General features: G+C 40.8%; 18 protein-coding genes and 1 tRNA gene. 11 read left to right on the top strand and 8 right to left on the bottom strand.

From position 1 onward, the window contains the following. The first annotated feature begins 139 nt into the window (after window positions 1-139). Complete coding sequence (locus tag AC1DYB_RS09235) at window positions 140-721, top strand: porin family protein (protein WP_477434290.1); 582 nt, start codon at window positions 140-142, stop codon at window positions 719-721. Window positions 722-1,342: 621 nt separating this feature from the next. Here AC1DYB_RS09235 and AC1DYB_RS09230 read toward each other — a convergent pair. Further along, window positions 1,343-4,768: a ThuA domain-containing protein gene (locus AC1DYB_RS09230; protein WP_477434288.1), complete on the bottom strand. Its 3,426-nt coding sequence runs from the start codon at window positions 4,766-4,768 to the stop codon at window positions 1,343-1,345. A gap of 234 nt (window positions 4,769-5,002) precedes the next feature. Here AC1DYB_RS09230 and AC1DYB_RS09225 point away from each other — a divergent pair, with 234 nt between their 5' ends. Then, complete coding sequence (locus tag AC1DYB_RS09225; RefSeq protein WP_477434286.1) at window positions 5,003-5,677, top strand: DUF6624 domain-containing protein; 675 nt, start codon at window positions 5,003-5,005, stop codon at window positions 5,675-5,677. A gap of 239 nt (window positions 5,678-5,916) precedes the next feature. Here AC1DYB_RS09225 and AC1DYB_RS09220 read toward each other — a convergent pair. After that, window positions 5,917-6,028, bottom strand: a tRNA-Asp gene (locus AC1DYB_RS09220). Window positions 6,029-6,180: 152 nt separating this feature from the next. On the opposite strand from AC1DYB_RS09220, the gene AC1DYB_RS09215 reads away from it, so the two are divergent. Further along, window positions 6,181-6,657: an Lrp/AsnC ligand binding domain-containing protein gene (locus AC1DYB_RS09215; protein WP_076373882.1), complete on the top strand. Its 477-nt coding sequence runs from the start codon at window positions 6,181-6,183 to the stop codon at window positions 6,655-6,657. Between the two features lie 395 nt (window positions 6,658-7,052). Here AC1DYB_RS09215 and AC1DYB_RS09210 read toward each other — a convergent pair whose 3' ends face one another. After that, a complete protein-coding gene (locus AC1DYB_RS09210; RefSeq protein WP_295718298.1) occupies window positions 7,053-7,769 on the bottom strand; it encodes a hypothetical protein in 717 nt (238 codons plus the stop codon). 56 nt (window positions 7,770-7,825) lie between these two features. Here AC1DYB_RS09210 and AC1DYB_RS09205 point away from each other — a divergent pair, with 56 nt between their 5' ends. Together AC1DYB_RS09205 and AC1DYB_RS09200 are read left to right on the top strand one after the other, a co-directional pair. Then, window positions 7,826-8,536 (top strand): SAM-dependent methyltransferase, encoded by a 711-nt coding sequence (locus AC1DYB_RS09205; RefSeq protein WP_477393521.1) that lies wholly within the window; start codon window positions 7,826-7,828, stop codon window positions 8,534-8,536. Between the two features lie 3 nt (window positions 8,537-8,539). After that, on the top strand, window positions 8,540-10,135 hold the full coding sequence (locus AC1DYB_RS09200; protein WP_477434284.1) for an FAD-dependent oxidoreductase: 1,596 nt from the start codon (window positions 8,540-8,542) through the stop codon (window positions 10,133-10,135). Here the strand turns inward: AC1DYB_RS09200 and hflX are convergent. Next, entirely contained in the window at window positions 10,129-11,313 is a 1,185-nt protein-coding gene (gene hflX / locus AC1DYB_RS09195) for a GTPase HflX (RefSeq protein WP_477434282.1), read from the bottom strand. The genes AC1DYB_RS09200 and hflX overlap by 7 nt on opposite strands. 192 nt (window positions 11,314-11,505) lie before the next feature. Here hflX and AC1DYB_RS09190 point away from each other — a divergent pair, with 192 nt between their 5' ends. The 5 genes from AC1DYB_RS09190 (at window position 11,506) to ruvC (ending at window position 18,695) form a co-directional block, all read left to right on the top strand. Then, window positions 11,506-13,476, top strand: coding sequence for a DUF3857 domain-containing protein (locus AC1DYB_RS09190; protein WP_477434280.1), 1,971 nt, complete (start codon window positions 11,506-11,508; stop codon window positions 13,474-13,476). A gap of 86 nt (window positions 13,477-13,562) precedes the next feature. Next, a complete protein-coding gene (locus tag AC1DYB_RS09185) occupies window positions 13,563-15,497 on the top strand; it encodes a DUF3857 domain-containing protein (RefSeq protein ID WP_477434278.1) in 1,935 nt (644 codons plus the stop codon). 7 nt (window positions 15,498-15,504) lie between these two features. After that, window positions 15,505-17,445 (top strand): DUF3857 domain-containing protein, encoded by a 1,941-nt coding sequence (locus AC1DYB_RS09180; protein ID WP_477434276.1) that lies wholly within the window; start codon window positions 15,505-15,507, stop codon window positions 17,443-17,445. Window positions 17,446-17,455: 10 nt separating this feature from the next. After that, entirely contained in the window at window positions 17,456-18,094 is a 639-nt protein-coding gene (gene aat, locus AC1DYB_RS09175; protein WP_477434274.1) for a leucyl/phenylalanyl-tRNA--protein transferase, read from the top strand. 19 nt (window positions 18,095-18,113) lie between these two features. After that, a complete protein-coding gene (ruvC, locus tag AC1DYB_RS09170; protein WP_477434272.1) occupies window positions 18,114-18,695 on the top strand; it encodes a crossover junction endodeoxyribonuclease RuvC in 582 nt (193 codons plus the stop codon). Between the two features lie 236 nt (window positions 18,696-18,931). Here the strand turns inward: ruvC and AC1DYB_RS09165 are convergent, their stop codons facing one another. The 3 genes from AC1DYB_RS09165 to AC1DYB_RS09155 form a co-directional block, all read right to left on the bottom strand. Continuing rightward, on the bottom strand, window positions 18,932-19,324 hold the full coding sequence (locus tag AC1DYB_RS09165) for an HIT family protein (protein ID WP_295718304.1): 393 nt from the start codon (window positions 19,322-19,324) through the stop codon (window positions 18,932-18,934). A gap of 113 nt (window positions 19,325-19,437) precedes the next feature. After that, a complete protein-coding gene (gene greA / locus AC1DYB_RS09160; protein ID WP_295718269.1) occupies window positions 19,438-19,911 on the bottom strand; it encodes a transcription elongation factor GreA in 474 nt (157 codons plus the stop codon). A 268-nt stretch (window positions 19,912-20,179) separates the two neighbouring features. Further along, complete coding sequence (locus AC1DYB_RS09155; protein WP_477434270.1) at window positions 20,180-21,109, bottom strand: NAD(P)-dependent oxidoreductase; 930 nt, start codon at window positions 21,107-21,109, stop codon at window positions 20,180-20,182. A 193-nt stretch (window positions 21,110-21,302) separates the two neighbouring features. Here AC1DYB_RS09155 and AC1DYB_RS09150 point away from each other — a divergent pair, with 193 nt between their 5' ends. Further along, window positions 21,303-21,857 carry a hypothetical protein gene (locus AC1DYB_RS09150; protein WP_477434268.1) on the top strand — a complete coding sequence of 185 codons (555 nt, stop codon included), beginning with the start codon at window positions 21,303-21,305 and terminating at the stop codon, window positions 21,855-21,857. A 59-nt stretch (window positions 21,858-21,916) separates the two neighbouring features. Here the strand turns inward: AC1DYB_RS09150 and AC1DYB_RS09145 are convergent, their stop codons facing one another. Further along, the gene (locus tag AC1DYB_RS09145) at window positions 21,917-23,809 is read right to left on the bottom strand and encodes a DUF4153 domain-containing protein (RefSeq protein WP_477434266.1); all 1,893 of its coding nucleotides are present in this window, start codon (window positions 23,807-23,809) and stop codon (window positions 21,917-21,919) included. Window positions 23,810-23,834 lie beyond the last annotated feature (25 nt).

Raw genomic sequence — 23,834 nt, 5'->3', positions numbered from 1 at the left:
GTTTAAAAACTTGGCGCGTCAATTGATAGGCAATAATAAGGCTATCAATAGGGCCAATTTTATAAACTATCTATGTTTAATAAGGGGTTTGTGCTATTGATGTATAAAAAACAGCTACGCCCCGCTAAAATTAAAAATTATGAAAAAGTATTTATTGAGTGCAGCATTACTGGTAGCGGTAAGCATCAGTGCAAAAGCACAGTTTTCTTTAGGCGTTAAAGGTGGCGTCAATTTTTCAAAAATCAATACCGATAATTTAAAAGAATCAACCCTCACAGGTTACCAGGCAGGTTTATTTGCCCGGATAGGCAATGGCCTTTATTTGCAGCCAGAGCTTTATTTAAGTGGAACTGGCGGTAAATTCAGTGCTAATAATAATGGCACCGACTACAGCGGAAAAGTAAGATTCACTAACCTGAATGTTCCACTTTTGGTTGGTAAATCCTTTGGTGCAAAGGATTTGAATTTTCGCGTTATGGCTGGTCCTATATACACTTACCAGTTAAATAAGAGCGAAAGTTTTTCAAATAATTTTAACAATGCTTACCAGGATTTTGGCAACTATAACAAAAGTACTTTAGGTTTCCAGGCCGGGGCAGGTGTTGATATCGGTGCTATAACTGCCGATCTGCGTTACGAAGGTGGTTTATCAAAAGTAAATTCAAATTACGGTCAGCGCCAAAACCTTTGGGCTTTAAGTGTGGGCTTTAAAATATTTTAAGATGAGTTGAAGGTTGTTTGTGAGGACAGTTAGATGTCCGGAAGAAATAAATTTAGGGGCAATGTGCGATTCCTTCCTCGGGGAAGGGGAGATAGGAGTTAAATCAGGCGTTCAAGTACCGTTGCAGATGGCATGTCGGCGAGACCCCTCCCTGCCATTGCGCACATTTCAGCCGCACCCCTCCCGTTGGGAGGGAATTAAAAGAGACTTCCCAAAGCCTATAGCAAGGACACAAACAACGATCGAACAATACAAAAAATCCCGACAAGTTAACCTGTCGGGATTTTTTGTATTTGGTAAGTCGGATGTTCGGAAGGATAAAAAGCCGGGCAATGTGCGATTCCTTCCTCGGGGAAGGGGAGGTAGGGGTTAAATCAGGCGTTCAAGTACAGTTGCAGACGGCATGTCGGCGAAACCCCTCCCTGCCATTGCGCACATTTCAGCCGCACCCCTCCCGTTGGGAGGGAATTAAAAAAGTCTTCCCAAAACCTATAGTAAGAACACAAACAACAGTTTTAAATAAAAAAAATCCCGACAAGCTAACCTGTCGGGATTTTTTGTATTTGAAACTTTTCTTTTTAAACCCTCTTTGCTTCACTATAAAGCTTGGGGCTAAAGCTCCTATTTAGCGCTAAATATTAAACCTGTAACACCTGCCTGCATCGCAACAGGTTTTATTGGTTTGTAAATAAAATATAGCTGATGCATTTTGCCATCGGTAACCGGGCTAACGGTTATATGGGCAATGCCCCCTTTTTGATCTTTAGCTGGTGTTGGTAAGCCGCCTTTACCTATTAATTTGCCATCTGGTGCATCCATCCTCAGCTCAAAATTAAGGCCGATTGTTGGCGCTACCTGCCAAAAGGTAGTCATATTTATCGATTTAACGCCAGTAAGATCAATGTTATCCACCGCAAACCAGCCCTCATTTTGTGGGAGGATAAGCAGGTTAATGCCATTGAATTTAAACGCGGTAAAGCCATTAAACTTCTCTGCGCCGGTAAATGTATAGTTGCTGCTGTTTAAAGTAGCTACACCTGCACCGGTTAATGCTTTGATGGCACCGGTTGCATCATCTGTATATTTGGCCGATAATACCAGGGTAGCAGCAGGCTGTTTACCCGGATCTGGCATAATGACGCCTGATGGAGGTAAGGATTTCTTCTGATTATTTTTATTGCTTAATGACATTACCCAGGTGATGATCTGCTCCAGGTCGCCTTTTTTAATGTTCGGGTGAGCAGACATTGCTGTTTCGCCCCAAACACCCGCGCCGCCTTTAATTACTTTTTGGCTAAGCTTGTTCATGGCATCAGGATCTTTCTGGTATTTGGTGCTTACATCAGTAAACGCAGGCCCAATTGATTTGCCCACTTCCTTATGGCAGCTTTTGCAATCCATAGTAAGCATTAGGGTTTTGCCGCTGTTTTCTGGCGCTGTCTGTTCCAGTTTAGATGCTTCTATTGGTTTCTTATATCCGTCTATATAATCCACATTAACGATGATGCGTTTAGGGTCAATCTTTTTAGTATCTGCGCCATCGGTTACAGTTACAGCGTAACTTAACGGAGAGCCCGGAAGATAAAATGATTTATTACCACCAACTAATTTTACTGTTACCTGTGGCTGCTCGTTTCCGGCATAGATATTTACCGGCGAACTTTTGCTCACTGCACCCTGGCTGTCTTTTGCTTCCACAGTAATTTTGTAATCACCTGGTTTGGTGTAAGTATAGTCAAGTTGCGGAGCATCGGTTTCTTTGGTAGTTCCATCACCTAAAGTCCATTTATAGGTAATTTTATCACCTTCGGGATCTTTAGCCTGCGTGGTAAGCTTAACAGCAAACGGCAAAAGCCCAGATGTTTTATCCACTTTTAAATTGGATATTGACGGCGGCCTGTTGCCTGCGATGTAGTCAATCCGTATTAAACCGGCATCCGGGTTATGGGTAAACCAGCCGCTTCCGTACTCTAAGCCATATAATCTTCCATCCGGTCCAACTTCCATATCAATCATAGAATTTGCTTTCAGGCCCGGAAAAAACGGCTCCATTTTATCAAAATCACCTTCTGGTGTAAGGCTAACAGCTTTTATCCAGCCGCGCATCCACTCGTAGGCTAAAAATTTGCCATTGTAATAATCAGGCAAACGGGTTTCGGCAGGGAACATATCGGTATAATAAACCGGGCCTGCCATGGCGTTACGACCACCTGAACCTACTTGCGGGAAATCGGCCGATGCCCCATAAGGGTACCATATAAATGCAGGTTGTGCAGGTGGTAAATCAGTTAAACCGGTATTGTTACGAGAGTTATTTACCGGGTGTTTAGGATCAAATGCTGGTCCGGATTTGCCGGTGGCGTAATCATAAACATGGTAAGGCTTGTTGTTGCCAACAAAATATGGCCAGCCAAAATTACCGGCCTTGCGGGCCTGGTTTATCTCATCATAACCCATTGGGCCACGGTTGTCAAGGCTATCATTATGCGCATCCGGGCCAACCTCGCCCCAGTATAGGTTGCCATTTTTCTGATCTACAGAGATACGGTAAGGGTTTCTATCGCCCATAACATAAATTTCGGGGCGTGTTTTTGGCGTGCCTTTAGGGAACAGGTTTCCTTCGGGGATATCATAAGTGCCATCGTCCTTTAATTTTATACGCATGATTTTACCACGCAGATCGTTTGTATTACCAGCCGAGCGGCGGGCATCAAACTGCAGGTGACCCGGTCTGTCATCCAAAGGAGCATAGCCGCTGGTTACGTATTTTTGTCCTTTTTCATCAAAAGGGGTAGAGTTATCACCTGCCGAGAAGAACAAGATTTTATCAGGCCCCGGTCCAAAAGCGATGGAACCACCGGTATGGCAGCAAATTTCGCGCTGGGCTTTTACTTCCAGTATTACCTTCTCGGTTTTTTTATCAAGTGTATCGTTCTTAAATGTAAACCTCGATAGGCGGTTTACCGAGCTATCGGCAGGGCTATAATAAATATAAACCCAGTCGTTATTGGCAAAGTCGGGATCTTTAGCCAGGCCAAGCATACCTTCTTCGGCATTTACGCCTGGTGTGTGCAGTGTTTTGTAGTACACATCAAAAAAGCCCACCTGTTTAACTTTTTGAGTTTCGTGATTGTACCGCATGATTTCGCCGCGGCGCTGTACCACTAAAATATCCAGGTTGGGCAGAACTGTCATTTCCGTAGGCTCAAAAAACTGACCGGTTGAAAGCTGGGTTTTAGAAAAACGGTCTTCATCTGGCGGCAATTGTGATTTTGCTTTGGAGTAATCGAGTTCTTTATTTTCGCCAATGGTATATTTGATACCAGCAAGCAGCATTTTTAGGTAGTTATCATCTTTATAGCTTTCTTCGGTATGCCCCATTGCGGTGTAAAACGCACGACCGCCATCAAAATCATGGTACCAGGTTGCAGGGTGTAAGCCCATTCTTTTACCTCCCTTATAGGTGCTTTCATCAAGCGTGATCAACACGTGAACATCGGGGGCAAGGGCCTTTTTAAAGCTATAAAACTCATCTGTACGTTTCCATACTTTGGGCAGGTGTTTGGTAGCATCATTAGTAGCATCAACTACGTTATAGGTACCTGGCTGCACATTAGGATTTTTATCGTGAATGCCCGGGTGGTCATAAAACCAATCGCCCATGAGGCGGCCATACCATCCCCAGTCATATTCGGTATCCGCTGCGGCATGTACGCCTACATAACCACCGCCGGCTTGTATATAGCGCTCAAACGCGGCTTCCTGGCGGTAATCCAGTACATCTCCGGTAGTGCTTAAAAAAATAACAGTCGAATATTTTTTAAGGGTATCCTCATTAAACATTGCTGGGTTTTTGGTGGTGTCTACCTCAATGCCATTTTCTTTGCCCATTTTTTGGATGGCTGCAATACCGGCATCTATTGATGTATGGTGGTAGCCCATGGTTTTTGAAAATACAAGCACGCGGGGTTTGCCTGGTCGGGCTTTGTTACATGAAAAGTAAGTGCAGCTGAGTGCTACAAGGACCAATAGGGCGATTTTCTTCATATTGATTAAATATGGGTTTGGTTAATTGGATTTAGATATTGGTATTCCGGAGCTATTTCTGCAATTGATACAATCGATTGGCAGTTTCCAAATTTATAATAAAATATTGAAGTGTCAATACCAATGTGTTAAAATGACACAGTAATATTTGTAATACAAACGAAGTTTGGGTTCATATAAACTTGATTATTGTTTATCTTGTAAGGTGTGGAATTAACCGGCCACAATATCTGTATGAAAACCTTATTCTTTTTCTTTGCGCTTTTGCACATCTGTTCATTATCTATGGCGCAGGTTAGTACCTTCCAAATAGACAGCAGTAAGTTTAATAAACTTTTAATGGTTACTTTAGATAGCCTTTACAAGCAGGACCAGGTACCCCGGAATAAATATGGGAATGCTGTTTATAATAAACTAAGTGCACATGTAATTGATAGTTTAGAGAAAATAATGAGGGATGCAGACGCACGAAACCTCATCGTGGTGAATAAGATAATAGCACAATATGGTTGGCTTGGCCCCGAAAAGGTAGGAGTAAATGCGAGTGAGGCCTTATTCCTGGTTATTCAGCATGCCGATTTGAAAACACAGAAAACGTATTTACCTATGATAAGAACAGCCGAAAAAAACGGCGAAACGCTATCAAGTAACCTGGCTATATTGGAAGATAGGATAAACATGCGCGAAGGTAAAGCGCAGTTGTACGGCAGCCAGGGATTTACAGATAAGCAAACTGGTAAAAAATATATTTACCCTGTTAAGGATGTTGATCATCTTGAAGAGCGGCGTAAAGCTATGGGGATGACTGCGATGAAAGATTATTTTAAAGGATGGGATTTGGAAGATTATAAAAAAAGCCTGCCCGAAATTGTAAAAGCGGCCCAGCAACAGGGCATACTTAACAAATAGTGTTTATTGAATAGCAAAAAGCCTTCAAAACAGCAAAGCCCCTGATGGGCAGGGGCCTTTACTAACCAATTATAAACCTAAATTATGAGAAGAGCTGTAGGAGAAGGAGTCGAACCTCCACGGAGTGGTTATTTTTATTGCTAAAAGTTTCCCAAATTCTCCGCCACCGCGACAAGGAGGTGTGTCTGCCAAAAATTTCACCATCCTACAGTATATAAATCCCGTCTTTCATGGATTTGCTGTTGGGGAAGGATTCGAACCTCCACAGAGTAGTTAGCCCGCTTCGGGTTTTCTATGATCTCCGCCACCGGGACAAGGAGGTGTGTCTGCCAAAAATTTCACCACCCAACATTGTTTTTGTTTTAAAGAACGATTAGCATTTTGTCATTTGCTTGATACAAATCTAATAGACCTATCAATTCCTTGCAAATATTTCAACAAAAATATTTTATTTTTATTCAAATTTTAATTAAACTTGTATTTCAATATAGATATTCAAATTTATGTCCCACAGAAAAGCTCAAAATTTAGAAATTGATAATCTCGATATACAGATTTTATCAATATTGATGAAAAATGCTACCACTCCATACACTGAGATAGCTAAAGAGTTGATAGTTTCTGGCGGAACCATACACGTGCGGATGAAAAAGTTGGAGGAGATGGGTGTAATTAAGGGAGCCAGTTTGGAGGTAGATCCGCAAAAATTAGGGTACGATATTACTGCTTTTTTGGGCATTTATCTGGAAAAAGGCTCGCAATATAACGAGGCTGTAAAACAGTTAAAAACTATAAAAGAGATAGTTGAGTTGCATTATACCACCGGCGAGTGGAGTATTTTTGCCAAAATTGTATGTCACGATACCACGCACCTGCGCGAAGTTTTAAACGAGCAGATTCAGGGTGTTAAAGGCATTCAACGTACGGAAACCTTTATTTCATTAGAAGAAAGTATAAGGAGGCAGATCACTTTGGAATAAACTTTACTTAAAGATTTTAATGATTTTTTAAGAAAGGCTGTTATGTTGAGTTTGTGCTTAGCGTAATGGTCTTTTTTTGTGCGGAGTGAATTGTCTGAACCGAAATCTTTTGAATTGAGGAATAACAGAATTTAATTTTAAGCTGTTTTTAGAGGCTGTCTGAGTTTGATACATTAGTTTTTTTATACTTCTAATGAAGTATATATCCGCGCGTCATTGCGAGGTACGAAGCAATCTCCAAGCTGCACAAAGAGGCTCTACAAGGTCGATCTACCTGTGTAGAGATTGTTTCTTTTGTTAGACCAAAGGCAATGACAATCTATTTATTTAATTTTAAAGAGCCTCTTAGGAAATTCTGTTAATTCAAAAAATTCGTTTAATTCCGGTTCAGACTGCTACGCTGCCTTTGATATATATTTCACGAGGCTCCTTTTGGCCACCGGCAATAATGTTTGCTCCAGCGGGAAGGTGATATCGCTGTGCACATAATATACTGCCGGGTTGGGCATAAACTTATCGCGTTTTAATAAATTCAGCTTAATAGCTTCGGGCGTATTAACAATGCTATGCTCGTAGGTATCAATGAAAGTTACGTTGATGCCCCGGTATTTATCGTCCTTACCCTCAAAAATAGTGATCTGGTATTCATAGATCCAGCCGGTACGTTCCTTGCCGTTACGTAGAGAGAAATAGCCATGAAAGGGCATCAGTGGCATAATACCTACCGGATTGATATTAAGGTGACTTTCTACAAAATCATAAATTTCTTTGCCTGTTTGTATTGCCGGGTTCATTTTTGACATAGCGTAGGAGATGATCATTTCTATCTCCTGCATGCTTTGATCGTCCTGAATTATTTTTTGGTACGTAAGCTTTACGGCATCAATATCCGCCTGGGTTAATCGCTGCGGAAAAGCCTGCTGCATCAGCGATTTGTTCTTTTTAAAATCTACAAGGTTATTGTAATGAAATATCAGGTCGGCAAGGTTGGGGTATAACTTGCTTTTATCAAAATGACGGTTAATTTCCTGTAAATAATTAAGCAGGAGATACTTTTTATGCTCAAAATCAATGTATCCCTCAATAAACCAGTTAACACCTAATGGTTTCATATTTTTCAAGCTCCTTTCAATAGCTTAAATTAAACAAAAAACACCAACTTTGCAATATGCCCTATGGAACCCTTTATTTAATACCCGTACCGCTTGCCGAAGAAGCGGCAGCCAAATCATTTACACCTTATTTGGTTGATACGATTAATAGTATCAAAGAATATATTGTGGAGAATGAGAAAACCGCCCGCAAGTTTTTAAAAGAGGCCGGATTAAAAACCCCGCAAAGCGAACTCGTAATTCATGATTATAGTAAGTATAGTCGTGATACTGGCACAGCCGATTTTTTTAAAGGTTTACAGGCCGGTAACGATGTAGGCCTCATGAGCGAAGCCGGTTGTCCCGGTATTGCCGATCCCGGCGCCGAAATTGTTGATAAAGCCCACCGCATGGGTATAAAAGTTGTGCCATTGGTTGGTCCAAGTTCTATTTTGCTGGCGCTGATGGCTTCGGGATTTAACGGGCAAAGCTTTACCTTTAATGGTTACCTGCCAATTGATAAAGTGCTTCGCAGCAAAAAGATTAAAGAGCTGGAAGGTCTGGCCACCAGGCTTGATCAAACACAGATATTTATTGAAACGCCTTTCCGTAATAATTCTTTACTGGAAGAAATTTTAAAAACGGCATCGCCCAAAACAAAACTGTGTATAGCTACTGACCTTACCGCCGCTACCGAATTTGTGCAAACCAAAACCATTATGGAATGGCAAAAAAAGGTGCCCGAACTGCATAAGCGCCCAACTATTTTTTTACTTTTTCATGGATAGTTAATGACCATTACGCAGCAACATACCAGCGTGTTGATAGTAGGTGCGGGGCCATCGGGATTAATGATGGCAGCCCAGCTATTGCGTTATGGTGTGCAGCCCGTAATTATTGATAGCAAGCAAGGCCCAACGGATAAATCCAAAGCGTTGGCTGTGCAAGCCCGTTCGATGGAAATTTTCAGGCAGATGGGGCTTATCGATAGGGTCATTGCTGACAGCAAGGCCGTTGCGGGAGCAGTTATTAACCAGGAGGGGCTTGAAATGGCATCATTAGCCCTTGATGGCATCGGCGAAGGAGTAACTGCCTTCCCATACATTTATATGTATCAGCAAAGTAAAACGGAGCGCCTCCTGCTTGATTATTTAACGCTGAACTGCTGTCCCGTTTATTGGGATACTACCTTTATAAGTGTTGACCAGGATAAGTCAAAAGCAACCCTGCAGCTGCAAACCGGTGATGAAACGCAAACATTAACATGCGACTGGCTGATAGCTGCCGATGGCGCTCGCAGCCCAATCCGCAAGCAATTACAGTTACCCTTCAACGGTGATACCTACCAACATCAATTTTATGTAGCCGATGTTAAAATTGAGGATGTTTTAGGTGATAAAGTGAATCTTTATTTATCAAAAAAGGGATTCGCCGCTTTTTTCCTGATGCCCGAAGAGCACTATTGCCGCATTGTTGGCAACCTGCCCGATGCGTTTGATAACCGCGAGGACATACAAATGGAAGATGTATTGCCTTATCTGGATGGTATAACCGGGGCGGGCGTAAAAATAGAGCACACCAACTGGTTTGCTACTTATAAACTGCATCATCGCATGGCGGGTAAATTTAGAGATCATCGCTGCTTTTTAATAGGCGATGCAGCGCATATTCATTCGCCGGTTGGTGGGCAGGGGATGAATACGGGTTTGCAGGATGCCTATAACCTGGCCTGGAAATTGGCTGGTGTTGTTAATAATCAGCTTAAAGAATCAATTTTGGAAAGCTATGCCACCGAACGGATGCCGGTGGCCCGGGAACTATTGAATACTACCGACCGGATTTTTAAAATGATCCTCTCCCGTAACTTGTTTGTAAACTTATTTAAGAAATGGTTGTTGCCGGTAGTGCTAAAAAATGCCTGGAGCAAGCCCGGATCAAGGCAAACATTTTTTAAGCGGATATCGCAAACGGGTATTAGTTATCGCGATAGCAAGATCAATCTTAATCTGAGCCATGCCACCAAAATAAAAGCTGGCGACAGGTTGCCTTACCTTAAAGTATTCGACGAAAAAAAACAACTGGAAACCGATTTGCATGAATGGTGCGCAAAGCCCGGCTTTACCATGATTGCCATTGGCAAACTGCAGGAGATTGACCTGTTTACCCTTGCCAAATGGATCACGCAGAAATATCCTTCCAATCTTAATTTTTTTTACCTGCCGCCTTCAGCCAGAAACCAGCAGGTATTTGATGTTTTTGAGATCAGGGAAAACCAGAAAAAAGCACTTATCATTCGGCCCGATATGCACATCGGTTTTATCAATGATGTAATTGATATTGAAATGATGGATAATTACCTGCGTAATATAGTTGGCTTTAATCAATAAAGCAGCTGATCATACGGAAACCTACTGGTATGTATAACTTTTACTTCTTCATAAAGCAGGCTCCTGAATTCTTCCACGTTTTCTTTTTTTGTGGCTGATATAAATATGGCGGGGCTGTTGTTTTTAGCCATCCAGCTATGTTTAAAATCATCAAGGGTAAGCGGTTCTGCCTGCTGGTCTAACTGATGCTGCTCGGGTTTAAAGGCATCTATTTTGTTAAATACCGTGATCATTTTTTTATCAATAGCGCCAATATCTTTCAGGGTTTCATTAACCGTGCGAATCTGATCTTCAAAGTTGGGGTGCGAAACGTCAACTACATGCACTAAAATATCGGCCTCGCGCACTTCATCCAGGGTCGATTTAAAACACTCCACCAAATGGTGAGGCAACTTGCGAATGAACCCTACCGTATCAGATAGCAGGAAAGGCACATTTTCAATTACTACTTTACGTACCGTGGTATCAAGTGTTGCAAATAGTTTGTTTTCGGCAAAAACATCTGATTTGGATATCATATTCATGATGGTTGATTTGCCCACGTTGGTATAACCTACCAAAGCAGCACGCACCATCTGGGTTCTGTTTTTGCGTTGTGTTTCGTTCTGTTTATCAATCAGCTTTAACTTATCTTTTAGCAGCGATATTTTATCCAGGATTAAGCGCCTGTCGGTTTCAATTTGTGATTCACCTGGTCCGCGCATACCGATACCACCCTTTTGGCGCTCAAGGTGAGTCCATAAACGGGTAAGGCGTGGTAATAAATATTGTAGCTGTGCCAGTTCAACCTGGCTTTTGGCCTGCGCGGTTTGCGCGCGGTTTGCAAAAATATCCAGGATCAGGTTATTACGATCAAGGATCTTAACCTGCAGTTCCCGCTCAATATTGCGTAATTGCGATGGGGTAAGCTCATCATCAAAAACAACCATATCAATTTCTTCCTCTATTACAAAAGCTTTGATATCCTCCAGCCTGCCAGAGCCTACAAAAGTTGACCTATCCGGTCGCTGCAGTTTCTGGGTAAAGGTTTTTACCGTTTCGCCGCCGGCAGTCATCACTAAAAACTCCAGTTCCTCTAAATATTCCTTATTCTGCTCATCAGTTACATGAGGTGTCATCACGCCAACCAAAACAGCTTTTTCCTGCTTCACAGCAGTATCATAAAATTTTTGCTTCATTAACTATGGTTTATCAATCAAAGTGCCAGTTTACTAATATATACACAAACCGGTATACTTTGTGCCAAAATAGCATGTATAATGTAATCTGGGAACAGGCAGCTCTATAAAATTGGTTAACAATGCCCTTTTTATAAAATGTTTATACTTATTGTTATATTAGACCACCGTTATTTCCCTTATCACATTAATATGAACAAATTTTTTACTCTCCTGGCGACTGTAATATTTGCGTTTACTGCACATGCGCAAACTACGCCTACTATTATGCCCTTTGGCAAAATTGATAACGCCGATCTTGAAATGACCAAGTGCGATTTTGAGCCCGATGCCAATGCAGAAGTACTTTTTAATAAAGGCGACGTTTATTACGACGGCGTTTTTACCATCCAGGGCGAGTATCATAAACGGATCAAAATATTTAATGATAACGGTAAAGATGAAGCCAACATCCGTATTGAGTATTATGGGGGCAACCGGTTGGAATATGTTAATGATATACAAGCCGAGACCATTAATTTAGTTAATGGCAAGCCCGAAATTACAAAGCTTGATAAAAAGCTCATTTATACGCAAAACATTGATAAGGTACGCAGTGCCATAGTTTTCTCGATGCCAAATGTGAAAGCCGGCTCTGTTATTGAATATAAATATAAGTATCATACAGAATCCATCAGCAATTTTCCTTCCTGGGATTTTCAGCAAAAAATACCTGTACGATACAGTGAGTTGGATACAGCTATTCCTGATCTGTTATATTTTAGGGAAATAAGCCACATTTGGCAATCCTATTTTAAATCTGAGCACTCCAGCGAACCCCGAAGTACTGGCGGCGGCGGCAATGCGTTGACATATAATGAAGAAAAGCGAAAAAGGATATTGGTAAATATTCCATCGCTGCATGATGAGCCTTATATGAGTTCATACGCCGATAATTTGATGTCATTGCATTTTAATCTTACCTCAATAAAATCAAGCTATGGCTTCATGAAATCCTATTCAGATACATGGGCAAAGGTTGGTGGCATAATTGCCGATGATGAAGATTTTGGCGGCCAGCTTAAAAGAAAACTAACAGGCGAGGAGCTGATTATTAATAAAGCGAAAGCCTTAAAAACCGATGATGAAAAGATAGCCTTTGTATTTAACCAGGTTAAAAACGCGATGAAATGGGATGGAATAGACAGATGGTATACTACCGACGGCACATACCGTGCCTGGGAAAAGAAAACCGGCAACTCGGCCGAAGTTAACCTGATTTTATACCACCTGCTGAAGCAATCGGGAGTAAAAGCATACCCGATGATAGTGAGTACGCGCGAGCATGGAAGGGTTGATGGATACAATACTTCATTATCGCAGTTTAACCGGGCTGTTGTTTATGTGCCTGTTGATACCGTTAAAGAATATATTCTGGATGCTACCGGCAAATATAATTTGTATAACGAAACACCTGATGTTTTGCTTAACTCATCGGGTTTATATATTGATAAGGCTACAGATCAATATGATATCGTTTTTATAACTAAGGAAGCGCCGGTAAGGCAGGTAGTTATTGTAACCGCCGATATTTTGCCCGAAAGCAAAATAACAGGTACCGCGGATATCAGCAGCTTTAGCTACAATAAAATAAACAGCACCCAGCGCTATAAAACGGACGGTGAAAAAAAATACACCGATTTTATACGCGATAATGACAACAACCTTAAAATATCATCCATAAAAATGAATAATTTGGAGATTGATACGTTGCCATTGACGCAAAATATAACCTTCAACCTGGAGCTAACCGGATCAGACGGGACCTATATTTACTTTAACCCCAATTTATTTACTACCATGCGCACCAACCCGTTTTTGAGCGAAAACCGGGCTACCGATATTGATTTTGGATATCTGAACCGGTATGAGCTAATGGGCAATTATAAAATGCCGGCCGGTTATAAAGCCGAGGCCCTTCCCAAAAACGTGCGCATCATTATGCCAGATCAAAGTATCAGCTTTAAGCGTTTTGTTGCCGAGCAGGATGGTTATATATCCGTGAGGTATGTTATTGATCATAATAAAGCGCATTATTCAAAAGATGATTATGCCGAAGTAAGGCAGTTTTATAAGCAAATGCACGAGATGCTTAACGAGCAGATTGTATTAAAAAAGATATAGTATTTTCTACTTCATTGGTGCCCTACAAATAGCCGCATAAATAGTTTTATTTATTATTATATTCGTCCTGATTAAACCTTATTACAATGAATAAACTTTTTACCCTGCTATTGGTAGGGGCACTGGGCTTTTCTGCAAGCGCCCAAACTGCAACTCCTGTACCCACCGTTCAATCCTTCGGAAAAGTTGATAAAGCCGACCTTGAAATGACCAAGTGTAGCTTTGAACCGGATGCTAATGCCGAAGTGCTTTTTGATAAAGGAGATACCTACTTTGATTCGCAGTATTATGTTAATACTGACAGGCATAAACGAATTAAAATTTTTAATGACAACGGTAAGGATGAAGCCAATATCCGGTTAGAATATTATAGCAATAACCGCGCACAATACATAACAAGCCTGCAGGCGCAAACCATTAATTTGACAAACGGCGCTGTTGAAATCATTAAGGTAGATAAAAAACAGATATTTACCGAGGTGGTTGATAAATACCGCTCGGCCATAGTGTTCTCATTTCCTAATGTAAAACCGGGATGTATTATTGAATATAAATACAGATTAACCAGTGTTTCGGTATCGAATTTTCCTGATTGGTATTTTCAAGGCAATCTTCCTACCCGTTACAGTGAGTTAAATACTACTATACCCGATATTTTAACTTATAAAAGACTTCCAAACCTTCACTCGTCTTATGTGGTTGATAAAACAAACTCATCAAATACCCACACAGAGGCTATGGCCAATATAATATCCTTAAAGGACGAACCTTATATGGATGCCCGTGATGATAATTCTGAACGCATACTTTTTCAGCTGCTGAGTATTCGTATCCCAGGCTATTTTTATCCAAACTTTCAGGATTCATGGATGAAAGTTGGTGAAAACAGGATGAATAACGAAGATTTTGGCGGCCAGTTGAACAGGAAGCTTACCGGCGAAGAACTAATTATTAGCAAAGCAAAAACCCTTAAAACGGACGATGAAAAAATAGCATATGTTTATAAAGAGGTTAAAAACGCGATGAAATGGAATGATGTTTATGGCATTAACAGTACTGATGGTACACCAAAGGCCTGGGAAAAAAAGGTAGGTAACTCGGCAGAAATAAACATCATACTTTACCACTTACTTAAAAAATCTGGACTTAAGGTTTACCCCATGATGGTAAGTACGCGTAAAAATGGTCGTATAAATCCGGGATATCCAAGCGTTTATCAATTTAACAGTATGGTTGCTTATATACCGGTTGATAGTGCTAAATACTATGTGCTTGATGCCACCGGTAAATACAATCTTTACAACAAAACACCTAACACCTTTTTAAATTCGTTTGGCTTTTACATTGATAATGAAAACAAGGTATATGAGCTCCAGTTTTTACAGGAGCAAGAACCTGTTCGCCAGGTTGTTTTGATAACTGCCGAAATTAAGCCCGATGGCAAAATGAATGGTACGGCCGATATCAGCAGTTTTAGCTATAACAAAATGTACTATACAGAAAAGTACAAAAGGGATGGCGAAAAAAAGTATGGCGATTTAATCCGGGATAATAACAACAACCTCAAAATATCGGCCCTAACATTTGAGAACATGGATGTTGATACGCTGCCACTAAGGCAAAAGCTGAATTTTGATCTGGAGCTTACGGGGGGCGATGATAACTATATTTACTTTAATTCAAACCTGTTTGCCGGTCTTAAAACAAATCCGTTTTTGGCCGAGAACCGCTTTACCGATATTGATTTTGGTTATCGTGATAATTATGCCATAACTGGTATTTTTAAAATACCTGCAGGCTACAAGATAGATGCTATGCCCAAAAGCCTAAGTATGGCAATACCTGATGGAACAATGGTTTTTAAGCGTTTTGTTGCCGAGCAGGATGGCTCAATCATGGTGCGCTTTAGCATCGACCATAAAAAATCATTGTATTTCAAGGAGAATTACCCGGAGTTCCGTGAGTTTTGTAAAAAAATGTATGATATGCTTAACGAGCAAATAGTACTTAAAAAGGGCTGATAAAATTATGTTTACTAAATATTATACCCGGCTGCTGTTAACCACAGCAGCCTTATGCGCATTATACAACCAAAGCTACAGCCAGGATAAAAACATCCCTAAAGAGTTGTATGTGGCTGCAACTATTCCTGACTCGTTAAAGGAGGATGCAAATTCTGTTGTTAGGTACTCCAGTGAAGAGGCCGTTGTAAAAGGACCCGGAAAAATGCTGATTAAGCATCACAGTATAGTAACCATCTTAAATGAAAAGGATGATAGTGAAGCTATAATGGAGATGGGTTACAATAAAAAGTATGATTCTTATAGCGATATTGAGATGAATATTTTTGATGCAACAGGTAAGCAGATAAAAAAATACCGCAAAAGTGATATGTACGATGGTTCTGCAGCTAATGATGAAACCATGGTTACAAACGAAAGGTTTTTAGCTGTCAGGCACGCTATTGCTGCCTATCCAATAACAATTGAGAAAATTTACGAAGAGGACGAGAGCAGCTTTATAGGCTTAGATACCTGGTATATCCAGGATCAGGTTGAGCAGTCTGTTCAGGTTTCGTCTTATAAAATTTCAGTTAACCCCTCTGTTGGGCTTCGGTTTAAAAATACCAACACAAAGATCAAACCCGAAAAAGGGAATACCGATGGTTTAGAGACTTATTCGTGGAGCGTTAAAAATTTAAAAGCCATAAAAAAGGAAGAGAATGTTTTATCCTGGACCATTTTGCCTAAAATCTCGTTCGCTGCAAGTTCATTTGATTGCTATGGCTACCCCGGCGATTTTAGTAGTTGGCAGTCTTTTGGTAACTGGATTAAATCATTATATAGTGATGCCTGTGTATTAAGCCCTGAGCGTACTGCAGAGATAAAAAAAATGACCGATACGATAAAGACGGATAAAGATAAAGCCCGTTTTTTATACAATTACATGCAAAAGAGCATGCGCTATGTAGGCATTCAATTAGGAATAGGCGGATATAAACCTTTTCCGGCAAGCTTTGTAGATCAAAAAAAATATGGTGATTGTAAGGCTTTATCTAATTACATGCGGGCTTTGCTTAAAGCCGTTAATATTGATTCTTATTATACTATAATAAGATCTGCCACTAATAGCGAGCCTATTGATGTCTCTTTTCCAGCAAACACGTTTAACCATGCTGTTTTATGCATTCCTTTTAAAAATGATACTACATGGTTGGAATGTACAAGTAATACAAGGGCTTTTGGAAAGTTAGACCCATCCACACAAAACACAAAAGCTTTAATAGTAACAGAAAATGGCGGCAGACTGATAAATACTCCCAAAGGTGTAGCTGCCGATAATCAGTTTAACAGCGAAGTTCATATTGTATTGGATGCCGATGGGGGAGCTAAAGCGCAGTTAAAGATATTTAGCACCGGAATCTACCGGTCTGATTATATAGGTGTTGAGGCCTTAAAAACGGATGAGCAAAAAGAGTATATCATTCGGGACCTTAAAATGAAACAGCCTTCGGTATTTGATTTTAAGCCATCAACAGATAAAGACGGCATAAAAGAAGTGGAGATTAACCTGGAATATGATAAATTTTGTGACATAGCAACGGGCGATAAGCAGTTTTATAGGCCATGTGTATTTTCCCTATGGCAAAAAACAGTGCCTATTCAGGAAAAGCGGAAAAATGATTTTTACTTTACCGCTCCCTTGCAAAAATCATGCGTAACCACAATTGATCTTCCGGCCGGATTTGAAGTAGAAACGCTGCCAACTAACCAAACTTTGAAATTTAGCTATGGCACCTATGATGTAAAATATGTTTATGATGCGGCCAAAAATCAGGTAACAAGTACGGCTAAATTTAACCTTACAGATTACATCATGCCTGCAGCCAAATACACCGAATTACAGGTATACCTTGATGCTGTGGTTAAAGCGCAAAATAAAAAACTGGTGATACACCGCAAAGCGTAAATTTGCCCTGATGATATTCAGGCTTGATGAACAGTTATTATTTCCTGAGCCCGATCTGGCCGAACCAGACGGGCTTTTGGCTGTAGGCGGCGATCTTTCAACACCAAGGTTGCTGCTCGCTTATCAAAACGGCATCTTTCCCTGGTATAGTGATGATACGCCCATTCTTTGGTATTCGCCTCATGAACGTTTTGTGCTTTATCCGCAGGAATTAAAAATCTCTAAATCAATGCGGCAGGTGCTGCGGTCAGGCAAATTCAGGGTTACCACCAATACCTGCTTTGCCGAAGTGATAAAAGCCTGCTCGGTTGCCCCGCGTGAGGGGCAGGACGGTACCTGGATAACGGATGATATGCAGGCTGCTTATATTAAACTCCATGAGGATGGTTACGCCCATTCTGTTGAAGTATGGGAGCAAAACGAATTGGTTGGTGGCTTATATGGTATGTGGGTTGGTGAAGTTTTTTGTGGCGAAAGTATGTTTAGTCGCGTGAGTAATGCTTCAAAAGCAGCCTTGATCTACCTGTGCCAAACTAACAGGTTTAAATTAATAGACTGCCAGGTACACACCAGTCACCTGGAATCAATGGGGGCAAGGATGATAAGCCGCGAGCAATATATAGCCGTTTTGCACAATAGTTTGCTTTGATTGGTTAACTTTGAAGGGTATGCAGCAGGCCAACACAAAAGAGAGAATAATTTTAGGCATCGACCCCGGCACAGCAGTGATGGGCTACGGATTGGTTAAGGAAACAGGCCCCAAAATTGAGCTTATTGCCCTTGGTGTTGTAAAAATGGAGAAGCTGGATGATCATATGCTGAAGCTGCAGCGCATCTTTGAAAAAACGGTTGCCCTTATTGACAACTACCACCCGGATTGCCTGGCCATTGAAGCCCCGTTTTATGGTAAAAACATACAGGTAATGCTTAAACTGGGCAGGGCGCAAGGGGTGGCAATAGCCGCCGCACTATCGCGCAATTTGGATATTACAGAATATGCTCCCCGTAAAATAAAACAATCTATAACCGGTAATGGTAATGCCACCAAAGAGCAGGTAGCAGCCATGCTGCAAAACCTCCTCATTTTTAAAGAAACTCCCGACTTTTTGGATGCCACGGATGGACTGGCCGTAGCTGTTTGTCACTCTTTCCAAAGAATGAGCACCGGCAGCAAATCCAGCTCGGGCAGTAAAAAATCTTATTCGGGCTGGGATACTTTTGTGAAGGATAACGCGAAGAGGGTAGTTTAGATGTGCAGATTTCAGATGTGCGGGTGTGCAGATGTGGAAAGGGTGCACGTGTTGAATAGCTATAAAAACGCGTCATTGCGAGGTACGAAGCAATCTCCATACCATACAGAGCGAACAAATAGGTGTTAAACTTTTACAGCGGACCTGCCTGTGTAGAGATTGCTTCGTACCTCGCAATGACGCGGTTTTATAAGTATCGCATGTTAAAAAAAACATTTGAAAGTTTAGTACATCCTTTAAAACGCCGCCTTGATCTTATCCTTGGTAGCGCTTAGCTCCTCATTGGTAAAGCTCAATTTGGGGCGGGAGAAGTTAAGGTCATTCACCTGGTTCATGGGGATGAGGTGGATATGTGCATGTGGAACTTCAAGGCCAATCACCGCTACACCAACCTTTTTGCAGGGGATGGCTTTTTTAATGGCAGTTGCCACTATTTTAGCGAAAATCTGCAGGCCCGTATAGGTTTCATCATCAAGATCGAAAATATAATCAACTTCCTTTTTAGGGATCACCAGCACGTGGCCTTCTGCCAGCGGACTAATATCTAAAAAAGCCAAAAACTCGTTACTCTCGGCCACAACATGTGCCGGGATCTCGCCTGCTATAATTTTTGAAAAGATGGTCATAATGGGTGAGTGGTTGATAAAGTTGATTGGGTGAGTGGTTGCATTTACATATGGTTTATAGGTTGATTAAATGAATTGTTTTGAACACACTCACTTAATCAACCATTCACCAATAACTACCTACTCACTTCCAGTATTTCAAATTCAATTTTTCCTGCCGGTACAGTGATCTCAATTTTTTCGCCCACTCTTTTGCCCAACAAGCCCTTTGCAATAGGTGATGCTACAGATATTTTACCGGTTTTCATATCGGCTTCGCTTTCTGCCACCAATTGGTAGCTCATGGTAGCGCCGTTTTTAAGGTTCTTTATTTTTACTATAGATAAAGCAAGCACCTTTGATAAATCCAGTTTAGATTCATCAAGCAAGCGTGCGTTTGCCAAAGTTTCCTGCATCTGGGATATTTTAGCCTCATGAAGCCCTTGGGCTTCTTTTGCGGCATCATATTCCGCGTTTTCTGATAAATCGCCTTTATCGCGGGCTTCGGCAATAGCTTTTGATATATCCGAACGTCCGGTTGTTTTTAACCTCTGTAACTCTTCTTTTAATTTCTCTAAACCCTCTTTGGTAAAGTATGATACCTCTGCCATAACACCTAAATTAATTATTGTTTATTCTATTGGTTATCCAAAAAAAACCGCCCTCCCTTTATAAGAAGGACGCAATGACTATAAAAACAAACAAGACTATATGGGCCATGCCTACATAGTCTTGTTTCTGTATTTAACGAAGATAAGTGATTTAAATTTTAAATACCAAATTTTTTTGGAAAGGTGAGTGGTTGATTAAGTTGATTAGGTGAATGGTTTGCTAAATGGTATTAAACATCAAACCTAATTAACTACTCACCTAATCAACCTAATTAATCAAATTAATCAACTTCTCGGCCATTACTTCACTTATTTTACGGTACGAGTCGAATGTCCAGCCGGCAACGTGCGGGCTTAATATTACTTTACCGCTTTGGCGCAGTTCATCAAACCAGGCTTGTTCTGTAAGTGCAGGGAATTTTTCTACTTCCAGTACATCAAGCCCGGCACCTATAATTTTGCCCTGCTTAATGGCATTTAACACCGCGCTCACTTTGGCGGTTTTACCACGCGATGTATTGATGAAAAATATAGGCTTTTTAAAATGGAACAAATACTCGTCATCCACCAGGCCGTTGGTTTCGGCGGTGAGGGGTACGTGTATGCTCAATACGTCGCTATGTTTAATTATCTGCTCCATGCTTACCTCGCGGGCATATCTATCGCTAAATCCGGTTTTGTATTTATCATAAGCAATTACATCAACCTGGAAACCAGATAGTTTACGGGCAAAGCTGTGCCCCATATGGCCATAGCCTATGATGCCTACCGTTTTGCCTTTCAGTTCGTGCCCGCGGTTGCCTTCACGATCCCATTTACCCGCCCTGATCTCGGCATCGCCCCGGTTAAGGTTGTTCATAAGGGACAGCAGTAAGCCTATGGCGTGCTCGCCTACGGCATCAGAATTGCCTTCGGGAGCATTAATAAGGGTTATACCTTTTTGTATGGCGTAGGCCTCGTCAATATTATCCATACCGGCACCGGCGCGACAAACAAAACGCAAACTGGTAGCTATGTCAAATACTTGTTTGGTTACCAAGAATTTAGAACGGATAACCAATCCTGCGTAGTCGCCGATGATCTGAAGCGCCTCTTCGGCTTTTATTGTGGGCCTGTAATCGCATTGGTATCCCCTGGCTTCGGCCTGCTCCATAAAAATGGGGTGTACATCATCAACAATAAGAATGTTATTTTTCAACTGAACTATAATTTTTTATGAACCGCGAATTTACTAAACAACCATGATAGTTACATAGTTACCCATTAATACCTTTACTTATTACAAAATACCGACTAATAACCTGCCACATTTGCCAGCAAAATAAACTGGCACGGGAATAGCAAGGATAATGCAGGAGACCTGGTCCCGCTAAAATTAAAATCTAAATACCATGATGTCAATAAAAAAAATAGGCACCGATATAAAGCTCTATTCTGAAAAGCTCTCGCACGATGGGTTTAAACAGGTATTTGACCATATAGATCAATTCAAGATTAAAAAAGGAGTTGATAAAATGGGGCTTGATAAATTTATAAATCAATGCGCTATAATGGCTGCCGGCACCGGGGCCTTATCAGGCAGCGGCGGCGTTTTAACCATGGTAGTAGGGATGCCTGTTGATGTAGTGAACCTGATTACGCAACAATTTAGGGTAACTATGGCCATTATGTACTACAATCGGGGCAGCTACCAAATGGGCTTTGAAGAATTTATGAAGCTGGTGGCTATTTCTTTTAAGGTAGAAACCGGCGTAGCCCTCTCCAAAACAATGATGGAGGGTATAGCCGAAAAGATAATCCTTAACCTGGGAGTACGCACAGCCGAAAGATTAATACCCGTTGTAGGTGCTGTAATTGGCGGCACAACCAATTACCTGTTTATTAAACGGATGGCGAAATCAGTTAAAGAGTTGCAGAGTGTACCTGTGGTGATACAGGTGGGTTAAAAGTTCCGGTGCAATAAAAAGACGATGGGGTTTACTCATCGTCTTTTTTATTTGAAGGCCTATTTTCGTTTTATGAAATAACTAATAGTTATAAACATAAACTGAGGTTTTTTATCCTTTATTTTTGAAAATCTGGTATTTTCAATCTGGAACTTGACATCAAAATTTTTACCATGACTTGTAAGGGATAAAAACTCCGCTGGTATTTTATAAATACCAGCGTAATCCTTTGCTGATGGTTTAAACGTATTTAGTTTTTTTGGATCCGCGAACAAGCCCTTAATAACATCGGCAGGATCAAACCTAAATACCTCATTGTTTATTGTTAAAACAGATACCTTATTGACGAGAGTTCTGTGACTAAATCTTATAGAATTTAGACTATCGTCAAGACTGTCAACGGTGTAACCAGGACTAAAATTTAAATTATAACCGCTGATATCTTTTATAGACGATGCCACATTAAATTCATAGTCGTCGCTAATTTTTTCTATGTCATTATTGGGGAAATTGTAAGGCTCGAAGTGGCCAAGTCCTAGTTGAGTTTTAGCCCACTCATATTTAACTTCCCGTAACTCGTACTTACTATACCAATCGGATGCGGTAAAGTTTTTATGTTTTAGTTTTTCTAATGAATCCGATACTGTCCTTAGATTTTTATAAAAATAAGGCTGTAAAGCCGAAAGATCATATTTGCTAATAAAATATTGCAGGGCTGCCACCGCATGATTGCCATCTTTTATACTAACCTTGGTGCTATCGACGGACAAAAACTTCCCCTCCTTCAGCGCATTATTCTTTTCAAAAAAATGAACAAGAATGCGCCGTTGTGAATACATACTCACTGAAAACGCGCTCTGCGGTCCATAAACTGATAACAACGTTAGTATGCACAGTGATATTGGGATGAGCTTAATATTTTGCTTTTTAAAAGCTAGAAAGTAAACCGATATAAATAAAAGCCAGCAAGCCAATGCAATTAAAAAGTATCGCCACTCGGTAATGCCATACATAAATACCCGTGCGCCAACCGCCACAAATAGCAGAATGAGTAGAGGAATGAGTAAAAAATAAAAGCTGCGGGCATAGGTTTTAATCCATTTGTTACCATCACGATCCTTAATTGGATAAACAAGCAGTAGTGAGAGAATGCCAAATACAGCATAGCTTAATATCAGATTGGATACTAATCCCTTGGGTAAGCTCCATTTTATTAATATTTTAACCTCATAAGCCAGCAAGATGAGCACATAGATAGACGATAGCGGTATCAATACATACTGTGTAAATATTTTCAAACCCTTTGGATAGCTCAAATCGTCATCAAGTGAACGCAGATCAACAGGTACTCCGGCTAAAAAGAAAGTTGTAGTAAACATACCTACAATCCAAACCCATAATATGGCATAGGTATCCCACTCAAAATTAAAATTGAATAAAAAGTTGGTTGCACCTATGGCCGCAGCAATTCCTAAAAATAGTACTACACCGTAAAGTACACTTGTTAAGAAGCGCAAAAACAAAGTTTTATTAAATTGCCAGAAACCGTTGAGCTGCCCTTTTGCAGTAAACCCGGCAAACGCGACCAATAGGTGAAAGGCCAGGCAAATTAAAAAGAACCGGATATAATCTGCCTCGCGGGCGGTCGGGTCGATAATAAATATCAGCAAGGCGGCAAAAAGAGCCGCACCCAGTTTGATTAAAAAAGTATTTCGCTTTGCTATTTCCCGGCTTTGGGTATATAGCGTGGCTGATAAACTTAGCAGCAAGCCCAGGTTGGCTATCATTATGCCACGCATCAGCCAACCCTCATGTACACGGTTAAGGTGCCTCAATTCTACCTCAATGGTGCCGGCTATGGTACCAATTAAAGCAAACAAGAGCTCAAACGGATAGCGTTTTAAGGTAGATATAAAGCTTTCGGCAAGTGTTTTTAGCGACGGGAATTTCATTGTGGATAGGGTTTATACTACCAAT

Source organism: Mucilaginibacter sp. P2_A4 (genome assembly GCF_056405015.1).
This window is presented reverse-complemented; position numbering and strand designations above follow the sequence as displayed.

What these genes read in the sequence shown, in the direction of transcription:
- AC1DYB_RS09200 (WP_477434284.1), top strand. Translation starts at nt 8,540, where the DNA reads ATGACCATTACGCAGCAACATACCAGCGTGTTGATAGTAGGTGCGGGG.
- AC1DYB_RS09215 (WP_076373882.1), top strand. Translation starts at nt 6,181, where the DNA reads ATGTCCCACAGAAAAGCTCAAAATTTAGAAATTGATAATCTCGATATA.
- AC1DYB_RS09225 (WP_477434286.1), top strand. Translation starts at nt 5,003, where the DNA reads ATGAAAACCTTATTCTTTTTCTTTGCGCTTTTGCACATCTGTTCATTA.
- AC1DYB_RS09210 (WP_295718298.1), bottom strand. Translation starts at nt 7,769, where the DNA reads ATGAAACCATTAGGTGTTAACTGGTTTATTGAGGGATACATTGATTTT.
- ruvC (WP_477434272.1), top strand. Translation starts at nt 18,114, where the DNA reads ATGCAGCAGGCCAACACAAAAGAGAGAATAATTTTAGGCATCGACCCC.
- aat (WP_477434274.1), top strand. Translation starts at nt 17,456, where the DNA reads ATGATATTCAGGCTTGATGAACAGTTATTATTTCCTGAGCCCGATCTG.
- hflX (WP_477434282.1), bottom strand. Translation starts at nt 11,313, where the DNA reads ATGAAGCAAAAATTTTATGATACTGCTGTGAAGCAGGAAAAAGCTGTT.
- AC1DYB_RS09230 (WP_477434288.1), bottom strand. Translation starts at nt 4,768, where the DNA reads ATGAAGAAAATCGCCCTATTGGTCCTTGTAGCACTCAGCTGCACTTAC.
- AC1DYB_RS09145 (WP_477434266.1), bottom strand. Translation starts at nt 23,809, where the DNA reads ATGAAATTCCCGTCGCTAAAAACACTTGCCGAAAGCTTTATATCTACC.
- AC1DYB_RS09150 (WP_477434268.1), top strand. Translation starts at nt 21,303, where the DNA reads ATGATGTCAATAAAAAAAATAGGCACCGATATAAAGCTCTATTCTGAA.
- AC1DYB_RS09180 (WP_477434276.1), top strand. Translation starts at nt 15,505, where the DNA reads ATGTTTACTAAATATTATACCCGGCTGCTGTTAACCACAGCAGCCTTA.
- AC1DYB_RS09205 (WP_477393521.1), top strand. Translation starts at nt 7,826, where the DNA reads ATGCCCTATGGAACCCTTTATTTAATACCCGTACCGCTTGCCGAAGAA.
- greA (WP_295718269.1), bottom strand. Translation starts at nt 19,911, where the DNA reads ATGGCAGAGGTATCATACTTTACCAAAGAGGGTTTAGAGAAATTAAAA.
- AC1DYB_RS09235 (WP_477434290.1), top strand. Translation starts at nt 140, where the DNA reads ATGAAAAAGTATTTATTGAGTGCAGCATTACTGGTAGCGGTAAGCATC.
- AC1DYB_RS09185 (WP_477434278.1), top strand. Translation starts at nt 13,563, where the DNA reads ATGAATAAACTTTTTACCCTGCTATTGGTAGGGGCACTGGGCTTTTCT.
- AC1DYB_RS09190 (WP_477434280.1), top strand. Translation starts at nt 11,506, where the DNA reads ATGAACAAATTTTTTACTCTCCTGGCGACTGTAATATTTGCGTTTACT.